At 63.3% G+C, this 13,189-nt stretch carries 13 protein-coding genes; 3 read left to right on the top strand and 10 right to left on the bottom strand.

Going from position 1 to position 13,189, the window contains the following annotated elements:
• Window positions 1–34 precede the first annotated feature (34 nt).
• On the top strand, window positions 35–799 hold the full coding sequence (locus MKR05_RS15830) for an SDR family NAD(P)-dependent oxidoreductase (protein WP_023288749.1): 765 nt from the start codon (window positions 35–37) through the stop codon (window positions 797–799).
• Between the two features lie 53 nt (window positions 800–852).
• Here MKR05_RS15830 and MKR05_RS15825 read toward each other — a convergent pair whose 3' ends face one another.
• The 4 genes from MKR05_RS15825 to MKR05_RS15810 are packed head-to-tail and all read right to left on the bottom strand — an operon-like array spanning window position 853 to window position 3,827.
• Window positions 853–1,614 carry an amino acid ABC transporter ATP-binding protein gene (locus tag MKR05_RS15825; protein ID WP_032455037.1) on the bottom strand — a complete coding sequence of 254 codons (762 nt, stop codon included), beginning with the start codon at window positions 1,612–1,614 and terminating at the stop codon, window positions 853–855.
• Window positions 1,607–2,272: an amino acid ABC transporter permease gene (locus tag MKR05_RS15820; protein ID WP_048296980.1), complete on the bottom strand. Its 666-nt coding sequence runs from the start codon at window positions 2,270–2,272 to the stop codon at window positions 1,607–1,609. Before MKR05_RS15820 ends, MKR05_RS15825 begins: the two co-directional genes overlap by 8 nt.
• Before the next feature lie 14 nt (window positions 2,273–2,286).
• On the bottom strand, window positions 2,287–2,928 hold the full coding sequence (locus tag MKR05_RS15815) for an amino acid ABC transporter permease (protein WP_002893187.1): 642 nt from the start codon (window positions 2,926–2,928) through the stop codon (window positions 2,287–2,289).
• Window positions 2,929–2,975: 47 nt separating this feature from the next.
• Window positions 2,976–3,827, bottom strand: a complete 852-nt coding sequence (locus MKR05_RS15810; RefSeq protein WP_284118315.1) for a transporter substrate-binding domain-containing protein — start codon at window positions 3,825–3,827, stop codon at window positions 2,976–2,978.
• A gap of 240 nt (window positions 3,828–4,067) precedes the next feature.
• Between MKR05_RS15810 and MKR05_RS15805 the strand changes: the two genes are divergently transcribed.
• A complete protein-coding gene (locus tag MKR05_RS15805) occupies window positions 4,068–5,531 on the top strand; it encodes a PLP-dependent aminotransferase family protein (RefSeq protein WP_023288747.1) in 1,464 nt (487 codons plus the stop codon).
• Here the strand turns inward: MKR05_RS15805 and MKR05_RS15800 are convergent.
• The gene (locus tag MKR05_RS15800) at window positions 5,528–6,862 is read right to left on the bottom strand and encodes a PLP-dependent aminotransferase family protein (RefSeq protein ID WP_284118313.1); all 1,335 of its coding nucleotides are present in this window, start codon (window positions 6,860–6,862) and stop codon (window positions 5,528–5,530) included. The genes MKR05_RS15805 and MKR05_RS15800 overlap by 4 nt on opposite strands.
• Before the next feature lie 124 nt (window positions 6,863–6,986).
• Between MKR05_RS15800 and MKR05_RS15795 the strand changes: the two genes are divergently transcribed.
• Window positions 6,987–7,895, top strand: coding sequence for a DMT family transporter (locus MKR05_RS15795; RefSeq protein WP_032429109.1), 909 nt, complete (start codon window positions 6,987–6,989; stop codon window positions 7,893–7,895).
• A 34-nt stretch (window positions 7,896–7,929) separates the two neighbouring features.
• On the opposite strand, the gene MKR05_RS15790 is transcribed toward MKR05_RS15795, so the two are convergent.
• The 5 genes from MKR05_RS15790 to MKR05_RS15770 all read right to left on the bottom strand — a co-directional run bounded on the left by MKR05_RS15790 (window position 7,930) and on the right by MKR05_RS15770 (window position 13,186).
• A complete protein-coding gene (locus MKR05_RS15790; RefSeq protein ID WP_050533017.1) occupies window positions 7,930–9,198 on the bottom strand; it encodes a Zn-dependent hydrolase in 1,269 nt (422 codons plus the stop codon).
• A 97-nt stretch (window positions 9,199–9,295) separates the two neighbouring features.
• The gene (locus MKR05_RS15785) at window positions 9,296–10,306 is read right to left on the bottom strand and encodes an ABC transporter ATP-binding protein (RefSeq protein WP_284118311.1); all 1,011 of its coding nucleotides are present in this window, start codon (window positions 10,304–10,306) and stop codon (window positions 9,296–9,298) included.
• The gene (locus tag MKR05_RS15780) at window positions 10,296–11,333 is read right to left on the bottom strand and encodes an ABC transporter ATP-binding protein (protein WP_023288742.1); all 1,038 of its coding nucleotides are present in this window, start codon (window positions 11,331–11,333) and stop codon (window positions 10,296–10,298) included. Before MKR05_RS15780 ends, MKR05_RS15785 begins: the two co-directional genes overlap by 11 nt.
• 3 nt (window positions 11,334–11,336) lie before the next feature.
• Window positions 11,337–12,230 carry an ABC transporter permease gene (locus tag MKR05_RS15775; RefSeq protein WP_023288741.1) on the bottom strand — a complete coding sequence of 298 codons (894 nt, stop codon included), beginning with the start codon at window positions 12,228–12,230 and terminating at the stop codon, window positions 11,337–11,339.
• Between the two features lie 2 nt (window positions 12,231–12,232).
• Entirely contained in the window at window positions 12,233–13,186 is a 954-nt protein-coding gene (locus MKR05_RS15770) for an ABC transporter permease (RefSeq protein ID WP_023288740.1), read from the bottom strand.
• Between the last annotated feature and the right edge of the window lie 3 nt (window positions 13,187–13,189).

Below are 13,189 nucleotides of genomic sequence, written 5' to 3'. Positions count from 1 at the left end.
TTATAGTGAAGGGACAACCGCACAGGAGAATGAGATGGCAACGAGCAACGTAGTGTTTATCACCGGGGCGACCTCGGGTTTTGGCGAAGCGGCAGCGCAGGTGTTTGCCGATGCGGGCTGGTCGCTGGTGTTGAGCGGGCGCCGCTATCCGCGACTGAAGGCCTTGCAGGACAGACTCGCCGCCCAGGTGCCGGTGCATATTATTGAGCTTGACGTTCGCGACAGCGAGGCGGTGGCTGCGGCGGTGGCGTCGCTGCCCGCCGATTTCGCCGATATCACCACCCTGATCAACAACGCCGGGCTGGCGCTGTCGCCGCTGCCGGCGCAGGAGGTGGCCCTGGAGGACTGGAAAACGATGATCGACACCAACGTCACCGGTCTGGTGACGATGACCCACGCTCTGCTGCCGACGCTGATCCGCCATGGCGCCGGGGCGAGCATTATCAATATCGGCTCGATCGCCGGGCAGTGGCCCTATCCCGGCAGCCATGTCTATGGCGCCAGCAAGGCCTTTGTAAAACAGTTCAGCTATAATCTGCGCTGCGATCTGCTTGGCACCGGCGTGCGGGTCACCGATCTGGCGCCGGGGATTGCCGAGACCGAATTTACCCTGGTGCGCACTAAGGGCGACCAGGCGGCATCGGATAAGCTCTATCGCGGCACCACGCCGCTGAGCGCGCGCGATATCGCCGAGCAGATGTTTTATATCGCCACGCTGCCGGCGCATATGAACATTAACCGGGTGGAGGTGATGCCGGTGCGCCAGGCGTGGCAGCCGTTCGCCATCGACCGGGATTAAGCGAAACCCGACGCTCCCCCTGCCGGCGCTGCCGGCAGGGGGCACAGGCCGGTCTAACGGCTGCTTTGCAGAAACTGCCTGACGCGTTCGGAGTCAGGTTGCGTGAAAAACTTCTCCGGCGGCGCCTTCTCAATCAGCAGCCCCTTCTCCAGAAACACCACCTCATTGGACACCTGCCGGGCAAAATCCATCTCGTGGGTCACCACCACCATGGTGTAGCCCTCGGCAGCAAGGGCTTTCATCACCCCTAACACCTCGTTCACCAGCTCCGGATCCAGCGCCGAGGTCGGTTCGTCAAAAAGGATAACTTCCGGCGACATCGCCAGCGAACGGGCGATCGCCACCCGCTGCTTCTGCCCGCCGGAGAGGGTGATCGGGTAGACATCGGCTTTGTGCGCCATGCCGACTTTCTCCAGCTGCTGCATGGCCATGGCCTGCGCCTCGTCTCGTTTCATGCCCTTAACGCGCAGCAGCGCCTCGCTGACATTCTGCTGCACGGTCAGGTGCGGCCACAGGTTAAAACTCTGAAAGACCATCCCCACCCGCTCGCGAATTTTCGCCAGCTGGCGGTGCGACATCGCCCGGCCACGCTGCTCATCAATCCCCAGCCGCTGACCGCCGATATGAATTTCGCCGCGGTCCGGCTGTTCCAGCCAGTTCATACAGCGCAGCAGGGTGGATTTTCCCGACCCGGACGAGCCGAGAATACTCACCACGGTCCCCTTCTCCACCGTCAGGTTAATATCCCGCAGGACTTCCACATTATCGAACTGCTTGGAGACGTTTTTGACGCTTACGGCAATAGACTCAGGCATGGCTCATTCCTCTTTTGGCTCCCCAGGCGGTCAGGCGCTTAATCAGCAGCTCCAGCAGAATGCTGATCGCCCAGTAAAGCCCAATGGCGACGATAAAGGCGTTAAACGGAATAAAATAGGTCGCCTGGACGCTGTTGGCGGCGGCGGTGATCTCCTGAACGGTAATAATGCTCAGGAAAGCGGTGTCCTTCAGGCAGATAATCAGCTGATTGCCGATCAGCGGTAAGGCGGAAGAGACGATATTGGGTAAAATAATCCGCCGAAAAATGGCATAGCGAGAAAAGCCCTGAGCAATGGCGGCTTCAATATACCCGCCGGAAAATACCCGCCGCTGGCTACGCAGTATTTCAAAGAAATAGGCGCCATGATAAATAATCAGGGCCAGTAAACCGGCGGTCCACGGCTCCATGCTAATACCGAGCTGCGGCAGTCCGTAATACAGCAGATAGGCGAGGATCAAAAAAGGGATCGCGCGCATCAGGCTGACGAAACCAATGATAACCCGGTTAAGGACTTTCTTTTGATATTCGCTAAAATAACACAACGCAATACCGATAATAAGGGCCGCGAGGGCGGCGGTAATAAACAGTTCGAGGGTCGCGAATAGCCCGGCAATAAAGCTATCGCGTACCGACCAGATAACGCCCCACTGATTCATAATACCTCCCGTTGCTAGCGCGCCAGGCGCCTGGCTTTCCGTTCCGCGATCCCCTGCAGCTTCAATAAACAGCCGATGATCGCCACATACAGCAGGCCGGCGGCGAGGATCGGCGACAGCGGCTCGTAGGTGACCGAGGAGATACGGTTGGTCACCCGGGTGAGATCCACCACGCCGATCACGGCGATCGCCGGGCTACCTTTGATCAAAAACGACATCTCATTGACCAGCGCCGGCAGGCTCTCGATCCACATCTGCGGCAGCATGATGTAGCGGAAGTAGGTCCAGCGGCGCATTCCCACCGATTCCGCCGCCTCCCGCTGTTCGCGCGGAAAGGTGCGGAAGGCGTTGCGCCAGATCTCAGCGTTAAACGCCGAGGTGTTAAGCGTCAGCGCCACGATGGCGGCCACGTTCTTGTCGAGGTTAATGCCCATCGTGGGCAGGGAAAGGAACAGAAACAGCACCAGCGTCACCAGCGGCGTCGCGCGGGCCAGGCTGATATAGACCACCAGCAGCTGGTCGATAACCGGCAGGCGCAGCATCCGCACCAGGGCGATCAGCAGCCCCGCCACCACCCCGAAGGCGATAGCGATGGCCGAAATCCAGAGGGTCGTCCATGCGCCTTCGATTAATAACTGCCAGGAAATTGCATCCATGAGGCCCTCCTTCTCAGCAACAGGCGGCGGTCGCCCGCCGCGGAACATTACAGACCGGCAAGCTTATGAAACTGTTCCGGGCTGGTGATCGCCTCGGAGGGCAGGTTGTCATAGGTTTCGCCAAACCACTTTTTCTGCAGCTCGGCGAGCTTGCCGGTCTCCTTCATGTGGTTCATAAACTTGGTCATATAGGCCAGCAGCTGCGGCGAGTTTTTCGGGATCGGCCACGCCATATAGCCCGGTCCGGAGACGGCCAGCCCTTTGGCGAAGACCTTCGGTTTGGCTTTCGCCAGGTCGTTCACCGAGATCACCACGTTAATCACGTAATCCAGCCGCTTATTCGCCAGGTCGGCGTAGGCTTCCGGATAGGAGGGGTACTCCACCACCGGCCCCAGCTTGCCGCCGGTCTTCTCCAGCATCGCCTTCAGCTCCGGCAAACGCGCCAGCAGCGCGCTGCCCGCCTGCACGCCCACTTTTTTGCCGCTGAGATCGGCAATGGTGTTTAGCGAGGTATCGCCAGCGCGTTTGACGAAATAGTGCTGCGCGGAGGCCCACGGCGGGGTGAAATCAAAGACCTTCAGCCGCTCATCGGTAATAACCGCCCCGGTCAAGGCCATATCGTATTGTCCGGTGGAAACCGCCGCTAATAATCCGGTCCACGGTAATATGCTCTGGTCGACATGAAATTTGGCGTATTTACGTAACTCCTCAAGCATATCTTTGTTAAAGCCATCGGCCTGACCATTATTCATAAAGTTAAATGGCGCATAATCATCTTCCGTCGCCACTTTCAGGGTGCCGGATTTTTCTATTTCCGGCAGATCGGCCGCGACGGCGTGATAAGAAAAAGCAACCGTTAATACAGCGCTCAGACACATTGATGCCAATGATTTTTTCATTATTTCACCCCTGATGGATGGGCCAGACGGGTTCATTCCAGAACGCGAAAAGGTTTATGCAAAATAGAGGCCGGGAGGTTCCGGTCCGCGGCGGCTGAATGCGTTTTTAATGTGGGAGCGTTTTGCAATTCCGTATAGAGCCAGATGGGCCGCATCGCTGTGTCAGATGGCGGAAGGGTGGTATGGAATTTGCTGAGCTTATGGGGTGGTCGCGATGCGTTATTGCCAGAGGAGCCCCGTATGATCCGTCACCTGTTACACGTTGATTTTGAGCCTGGCCGCGGTTTGCAGGAGCAGGTGCGAGAGACGCTGGTGAATGCCATTCTCAGCGGGATCTTCGCCGCCGACACCCCGCTGCCCTCCTGCCGCCAGCTGGCCAGCCAGCTGCGCGTCTCGCGCAATACCACCGCCCTGGTGTTCGAAAGCCTGGTCAACGAGGGCTATCTGATAAGCCGCCCGCGAAGCGGTTACTACCTGCATCCCGACTATCACGACGCTTCGCCTCCCGCGGTCGAGAGTGCACCGCAGCGCGAAGCGGCTGCACCACGCTGGGGCGACCGGCTGCAGATGACCCCCAGCCAGCAGGAGTCGATCCTCAAACCGGCGGGTTGGATGCACTACCGCTACCCGTTTATCTACGGCCAGCCCGATACCCGGCAGTTCCCGCTGGCCACCTGGCGCTCGGCGGCCAACTGGCTGCACGGCGGGGTGCGCGATCCGGCGTGGGTGGTCGACCATATTGACCAGGATGTGCCGATGCTCATCGAGCAGATCCGCACCCGGGTGCTGCCCAAGCGCGGCATTGTCGCCGCCCCGGACGAAATTCTCATCACCCTGGGCTCGCAAAACGCCCTCTACCTGCTGACACGGCTGCTGCTCTCTTCCACCACCCGCATTGGCGTCGAAAACCCCTGCTTTCGCGAAGCCATCAACACCTTTCTGCTCGCCGACGCCGAGGTGGCGCCGCACCCGGTGGATGAAGAGGGGATCGTGCTTAATGAGCGTCCCTGCGATTACTACTATGTCACCCCCGGCCACCAGGTGCCCACCGGAGTGGCGATGAGCAGCGCGCGCCGCCGCCAGCTGCTGGAGCATGCCGCCCGCCATGACGCGGTGATCATTGAAGATGATTATGACTCGGAGAGTAACTTTACCCAAAACCCGCTGCCGGCGCTGAAGGCCAGCGATCGCAGCGGCCGGGTGGTGTATGTCAGCAGCCTGTCAAAGGCGCTGTCGCCGGGGCTGCGGCTGGGGTTTATGGTCGCCGACCCGGACCTGATCGACGAGGCGCGCGCTCTGCGCCGGCTGGTCTATCGCCATCCGCCGACCAACATTCAGTACCAGATGGCCCACTTCCTCGCCCAGGGCCATTATGAAACCCATCTGCGGCGCTACCACTACGACTCCGCCCAGCGCTGGGAGCGCCTGCACGCCGCCCTGCAGCGCTACCTGCCGTCGTGCCGCGCGCTGGCGGGGAGCGAGCACGCTAACGCCTTCTGGCTGCAGACCCCGGCGCAGATCAACACCCAGCAGCTTACCTGGCGCGCCGCCCACGCCGGCGTGCTGATTGAGCCCGGGGCGCGCCATTTTCTCAACGCCGCGCCGCCGGATAACTACTTTCGCATGGGATTCCACGCCATTAACCCCGACGCCATCGCCCGGGGGGTGGAAGTCCTGCGCGGCCAGCTGGAGCAGATGGGTTAGCGGGATTGCTCATACTCGACGGCATCGCACACGTTGAGCAGCGCCGGGCGCAGGCTGTCGAAAGGCACCGAACCGAGCGCGATGCGCAGCGCCTGTGGGATCGTGGCGGAGACGCAGAACGGCTCGGCGGTCGACACCGAAATACGGCGTTCCATCAGCGCATTCGCCAGCCGGTCGGCCCGGCTCTCTTCGCCCAGCGGCAGCCAGACAAAGTACGAATCGGGATGACTCACGACGGGAAGGCCGCAGAGCACCTCGCGGGCCACCTGCTGCCGCTGTCGCGCATCCTGTCGTTTCTGCGTTTCAAAGCGGGCCACCGTGCCATCTTCAATCCAGGCGCAGATCAGCGAGCTTATCAGCGTCGGCGTATTCCACGTCGTGGCCCGGATGGCGCGCTCAATCTCCGGCCGATAGCGCGGCGGAGAAATCACCACCCCCACGCGCAGTCCGGTGGCGATATTTTTCGAAAATCCGGTGATATACACCGTTCTTTCCGGCGCATAGCTGACCACCGGCGGCGGCGGACGGCTCACCAGCCGGGCGTAGGCGGCATCTTCGATAATCAGCAGATCGTGCTGGCGCGCGAGGTCGGCCAGCGCCTGCCGCTGCCCGGCGTTGAGCACCCAGCCCAGCGGATTGTGCAGCGTCGGCATGGTATACACCGCCCGCACCCGCCGCTGCTGGCACAGCGTGTGAAGCGCCTGCAGGTCCGGCCCATCGGCCCGACAGGGGATCGCCGCCAGCTCCAGATGATAGAGCGCCGCCAGCACCTTGAAGCCCGAATAGGTCAGCGCATCAACCGCCACCACATCTCCCGGACGTAACAGCCCCATAACGGTCACCGCCAGCCCGTGCTGCGCGCCGTTGACGATCAGGACATTTTCCGCGTCCGGCGCAAAGTGCCGGCAGGTCAAATGGCGGGCGATGATTTCCCGCTCGGCGAGCCGCCCGGCGTGAGGCTGATAGCGCAGATGCGAGTCAATATCGCCCGCCATCGCCAGCTGCCTGAGCGCCTCGCGCAGCGCATCGCCCTGCGCCGGCAGCGAAGGGTAGTTGAAGTTAAGATCCACGACGTCGGCGGCCACCACCTGCTGGTCGACCCCATGCCCCGGCGGCAGCGAGAGGTCCCGCACGAAGGTGCCGCGCCCGGTTTCGCCACTGACCAGCCCCATCTCCTCCAGTTCACGGTAGACGCGCGTGGCGGTGGCCAGCGAGAGGCGTTCCTCGGCGGCCAGGGTACGGTGCGTCGGCAGACGGGTGCCGGCGGGCAGCTGCCCGCTGCGGATCGCCTGCGCGTATCGGTCGACAACGGCTTTGTATCGGGCTTTCATCGTGAAATGTATCTATGACAATAATTTGATTGTATCAGATTGGCCACATTACCATCGCCGTTGACGATGCTCAAGCGGGCGCAGCCCATTCAGATAACGCGAGGTTAACGTGGTAGATTCAACACTGGATAAATCGGCGCCCGGCCCCTGGTCCGGATGGCTTCATGGTTTACTGGGGGTGATCATTTTTAGCGGTTCGCTGCCCGCGACGCGGCTGGCGGTGCAGGATATGGATCCGTTGTTATTGACCTTTCTGCGCGCCTCCATCGCCGGGCTGCTTGCCGTCGCCCTGCTGGTCGGCTTTCGTCAGAAACGCCCGCGCCTGGCGCAGCTTGTGCCCCTGATCATCGTCTCATCCGGGGTGGTGATCGGCTTTCCGCTGCTCACGGCGCTGGCCCTGCAGCGCATCACCTCGGCGCATTCGATTGTGTTCATTGGCCTGCTGCCGCTGATGACCGCCCTCTTCGGCGTACTGCGCGGCGGCGAACGTCCGCGACGGGCTTTCTGGATCTTTTCGCTGCTGGGCAGCCTGCTGGTGATGGGATTCGCCCTGACGCAAAGTGCGGCGGCGTCGCTCAGCGGCGATCTGCTGATGCTGGCGGCGGTGATCGCCTGCGGCCTCGGCTATGCGGAAGGGGCAAAGCTGACCCGGGAGCTCGGCGGCTGGCAGGTGATCTGCTGGGCGCTGGTGATAGCCCTGCCGTTGATGCTCCCCGCCTCGCTGATGGTTCAGCCCGCCTCCTGGCGCGCCATATCGACCTCCTCCTGGGCCGCGCTGGGCTATGTGTCGCTCTTCAGCATGCTGATTGGTTTTATCTTCTGGTACAAAGGGCTGGCCGCGGGCGGGATCGCCGCCGTCGGCCAGCTCCAGCTATTGCAGCCGTTCTTTGGGCTTGGTCTGTCGGCGGCGCTGTTGCACGAAACCGTTAGCCCCTTGATGCTGGCGGTCACCCTCGGGGTGGTGCTGTGCGTGGTGGGCTCGCGCAAATTTGGCCGCCAGCGGGTTGGCGCAGGGAGCGGGAGCCGCGCCTGACCTGACGCGTCGCCCCGCCGGGGAGGAGGAGCGCCTACACCGGCCGGGCGTACTGGAGCATCACCTGCAGGAGCACGTTGGCCCCGGCGGCGACGTGCTCCGGCGAGGCATACTCCATTTCGTTATGGCTGATCCCGTCCTTGCAGGGAATAAAAATCATCCCAGTCGGCGCCAGGTAGCTCATATACACGGCGTCATGCCCGGCGCCGGAGACAATCGGTCGCGCCGGGTAGCCCAGCCGCTGCGCGGCATCGGCAATGGCCTGCTGGCATTCGCCATCGAACGGCGCCGCCGGATAGTGGCTCACCTGCTTCAGGGCCACCTGCAGACCGCTCTCCCGCTCAACCTCCGCGATAAACGCCCGCAGCTGGCGATCCATTTCATCCACCAGCGCATCGCTGAGATTGCGCATATCAATGGAGAAGGTGACCTCCCCGGGCACCACGTTGCGACTGTTGGGCCACACCTGCACGCTGCCGACGGTGCCGCGTCCCTCTTCGCTGCGCCCGGCAATGGCGACCACCTCCTGCATAATGCGGGTCGCCACCTGCAGGGCATCCTGACGCAGGCGCATCGGCGTGGGTCCGGCGTGCGACGCCTGGCCGGTCACCACGCAGTCGTACCAGCGGATCCCCAGCACGCCCTGCACGATACCGATGGTTTTCGCTTCATCTTCGAGAATCGGTCCCTGCTCAATGTGCGCCTCAAAATAGGCGCCGATGGGATGCTCTCCCGGGGTCTGCTCGCCGATATAGCCGATCTGCGCCAGCGCCTCGCCGACGCTGACGCCCTCTTTATCCGTGACGGCCCAGGTCTCCTCCAGCGGGAAGACCCCGGCAAAGACCCCGGAGCCCATCATCACCGGCACGAAGCGCGACCCCTCTTCGTTGGTCCAGAACACCACCTCAATCGGCGCCTCGGTGGCAATCTGCCGATCGTTGAGCGTGCGCACCACCTCCAGCGCCGCCAGCACGCCGTAGTTGCCGTCAAATTTGCCGCCGGAGGGCTGGGTGTCGATATGGCTGCCGGAGACGATGGGCGGCAGGCTGGGGTTGCGCCCTTCCCGGCGCATAAACACATTGCCGATTTTATCGATGGTGACGCTCAGCCCGGCCTCCCGCGCCCAGCCAATCACCCGGTCCCGCCCCTGGCGGTCGAGGTCGGTGAGGGTCAGACGGCGGCAGCCGCCCTTCGGCGTGGCGCCGATCTGAGCAAGGTCCATTAACGACGCCCACAGGCGGTCGCCATTGATGCGCCAGCGGGTGGTGTCGGTGGCGGGGGTAAAAAGTACATCACTGCTCATGGTGGTCTCCTGACATCAAGGTCGCCGCCAGCGCAACCGGCGGTGGGAAATAAGGCATCAGCGCCTGGCCTTCATCTGTAGAGTGTGTTGCCGTCGGTCAGACGGCCAGGGCCTGCGCGTGGGCGTCAATCGCCAGCTCGCGCCAGCGGTGACAACTCACCTTGTGGCGCTCCGCTGCGGCCTCCGTCGGCGGCAGGCTCTGCTCGCAGACCGGGCGACGGTGCGGACAGCGCTCGGCAAAGGCGCAGCCGGGGGGCAAGCGCGCCAGATCCGGCGGCGCGCCGGGAATGCAGTGCAGGGCATCGCCTTTCTTGAGCCCCTCTTTCGGCCGGCTGCCCAGCAGCACCCGGGTATAAGGATGGCGCGGGTGGCGCAGGATCTCGCTCATGGCGGCCTCCTCAACGATCCGCCCGGCGTACATCACCGCCACCCGGTCGGCAATCTCCACCGCGGCGCCGATATCGTGGGTCACAAATACGATCGACAGCCCGCGCTGCTTTTGCTGCTCGCGCAGCAGGATCAGGATCTGGATTTGCACCGTGGCGTCGAGGGCGGTGGTCGGCTCATCCGCCAGCAGCAGCTGCGGGTTACAGGAGAGCGCAAGGGCGATCATCGCCCGCTGGCGCATCCCGCCGGACATCTCGTGCGGGTAAGCCTCCAGCCGCCGTTCGGGGCTGGGAATGCGCACCTGACGCAGGGCCTCCAGCGCTCTGTCCCGGGCCGCCTGGCGCGACAGCCCTTCGTGGCGGCGCAGCCCTTCTATAATCTGCTGCCCGACGGTGTAGACCGGATCGAAGGCCAGAAGCGGCTCCTGAAAAATCATCGCGCAGCGCCCGCCGCGATAGCGCCGCAGCTGGCTGGCGTTCATCGTCAGCACCGCGTCGTCCCCCACCCGCAGGGTGCCGGAGAGCTCACTGCTCCCCGGCGGGTGCAGACGCATCAGCGCCCGCAGGGTCACGCTCTTGCCGGAACCCGACTCGCCAATCAACGCCATCACCTCCCCCTTTTGTACGTCAAAGGAGACCCCGTTGACCGCATTGATGGTCTGTCCGTCGCGGCGAAAGACGACCCGCAGGTCGCGCACATGGACAAAGGCGTTATGCGACATGGCTGACCTCCTTAAGGGGGATGCGCTGATGCCAGGGCGAGGCCGGCTGCGCCATCAGGCAGGCGCTCTGGTGCCCCTCCCCGACCGCCTCCAGCCGCGGTTTCACCTCGGCGCAGACCGCCTTCGCGTGCGGGCAGCGGGTGTGAAAGCGGCAGCCGCTCGGCGGCGCGATGGGGCTGGGGGGATCGCCGCTCAGCGGCGAGGTCAGGGTGCGGTTTTGCGGATCCATGGAGGGCATGGAGCTTAACAGCGCCCGGGTATAGGGATGGGCGGAGGCGGTAAATAGCTGCTCCGCCGGGCCGATCTCCACCACTTCGCCAAGGTACATGACGAGGATCCGATCCGACAGCCAGCGCACCACGTGCAGATCGTGGCTGATGAATACGTAGGTCAGCTCGAGGGTCCGCTTCAGCTCCTGCAGCAGCTGCAGCACCTGAGCTTCCACCGATTTATCCAGCGCCGACACCGCTTCATCAAGAATCACCAGCCGCGGCTTCATCGCCAGCGCGCGGGCGATATTCACCCGCTGCCGCTGGCCGCCGGAGAGCGCATGGGGATAGCGGTCGGCAAAGCGCGCCGGCTCAAGGCCAACGTGCGCCAGCAGATAGCGGGCGTATTCGCTGGCCTCTCTGGCGCTGACGCCGTGGACCCGCTGGCCGAAGGCGATGCTCTCCTCCATGGTCAGGCGCGGATTGAGCGAGGCATAGCTGTCCTGGAAAACCATCTGCACCTGGCGACGGTAGGCTTTCAGCGGCAGGCGCGACGAGCCGACCCCCAGCCCGTCGAAGATCAGTTCGCCGCTGTCCTGGGTGAGCAGCTGCATCAGCAGCCGGGCGGTGGTCGATTTGCCGCAACCCGACTCGCCGACCACCCCCAGGGTTTCGCCTTTCATCACCGTGAAGCTGATATCGTCCACCGCCTGGACCACCTCCCGGCCTTTGCCGCCGCGGAAGTACTTCAGCAGGTGATTGACCTTCAGCAGCGGCTGCGCCGGCCCGCCGAGGTCGATATTGGTAAAGGGTTGCATCGCTTACTCCTTAATCGCCATTGCCGCACGCAGGCGGTCCGCGAGGATATTGAACGAAATGGAGGTGATAAAAATCATCAGGCCCGGCAGGGCGGCCACCCACGGCTGGGTATAGATTGCCGTGCGCAGCGTATTGAGCATCAGCCCCCACTCGGGCTCCGGCGGCCGCACGCCGAGGCCGAGAAACGACAGGCCGGAGGCGAGGATCATGCACACCGAAATCAGTCCGGTGGAGAAGACGAAGATCGGCCCGAGCACGTTACCCAGCACCTGGACGCGGATAATGGTCAACGCGCTGGCGCCGGTGGCCCGGGCGGCATCGATATAGTCCATATGCCGTACCTGGGCGGTCACGCTCTCGGCAATCCGCGCCACCTGCGGGACAAACACCAGGGTCAGCGACAGCAGCGCATTGCCGATGCCCGCCCCCAGCGCCCCCGACAGCGCAATCGCCAGCAGGACCGAGGGAAAGGCATAGAACACATCCACGGTGCGCATGATCAGGGTATTGATTTTGCCGCCCATGTAGCCAGCGATGATCCCGATGGCGCCGCCGATAAAAAAGGCGAACACCACCGGGACAATCCCCATAAACAGCGACAGCCGGGTGCCGAGGATCAGTCGCGACAGCATGTCGCGCCCCAGCTCATCAGAGCCCAGCGGGAAGCCGTCGCTGCCGATGGGCTTCAGGCGCAGGAACATCGACGTTTGATAGGGGTCTTTGACGATAAGCCACGGCCCGAACAGCGCCAGGGCCAGCAGAACGAGAATGATCGCGCCGACGAATACCCCGCCCGGATCGCGCAGCAGGCGGCGCAGCACGCCGCGCCAGTAACCTTGCCGGGAAGCGTTGGCCGGCGCGGCCGGGACCGCTTTCGTCGTTGCCGTATCCACCATGGTCAGCTCCTCTTAATGCGCGGGTCGAGGGTGGTCTGCAGAATATCCACCAACAGGTTAAGCAATACGAAAAACAGCGCCAGCACCCAGATGGTGCCCTGCAGCAGGGGCAGGTCGCGCTGAAAAATGGCGGTGTTGAGCAGCAGCCCGGTTCCCGGCCAGGAGAAGACGGTCTCCACAAGGATCGAGCCGCCCATCAGATAGCCCACCTGCAGCCCCATCACCGCCAGCGCGGTTGGCGCGGCATTTTTCATGACGTGGACAAAGATGCGCGACTCGTTGAGCCCGCGAGCGCGCAGGCCGACGATGAACTCCTGGCTGAGGATATCGGCGACCTGCGAGCGCACGGTGCGGGCGATAATCCCGGTCGGGATCACCGACAGCGTGATGGCCGGCAGCAGCATGAACTGCAGGTGCGCCCAGTCCCATTGCCAGCCCACCTCGCCTATCGGCCCGCCGCCGGTGGCCGGCAGCAGCGCGAACTTGACGCTGCAGAGGATCACCAGCAGCATCCCCAGCCAGTAGTGCGGCACGCTGACGCCAAACACCGACAACACCGAGGCCAGACGGTCAATGACGCTGTTGCGAAAATAGCCGGCGACAAAGCCGAACAGACTGCCGAGGACGAAACCGATCGCCGTCGCCAGCAGCGCCAGGCGCAGGGAGTAGCTTACCGCGGTCATCACCTCGTCTATCACCGGGCGGCCGGTGGCGACCGACATACCGAGGTCGCCGTGCAGCGCCCGCCACAGCCAGTGGATAAACTGCAGGGGCAGCGGCTTATCAAAGCCGTAGGCCTGCATCAACGTCTGGCGCAGCGCCTCCGAGGCGTCCGGCGGCATTACCGACACCAGCGGGTCGCCAGGCGCTATCTGCACCAGCATGAAACAGATCACCGCCACCCCAAGCATGGTGGGGATAGCCAGCAGAATGCGGTATAGCAGCGTATTGATCATCGG

Source organism: Klebsiella sp. K5-204 (assembly GCF_030128585.1).
Classification (GTDB): Bacteria; Pseudomonadota; Gammaproteobacteria; order Enterobacterales; family Enterobacteriaceae; genus Klebsiella; species Klebsiella quasipneumoniae.
The sequence above is the reverse complement of the archived record's forward strand: the minus strand, read 5'-3'. Positions and strand labels throughout refer to the sequence as shown.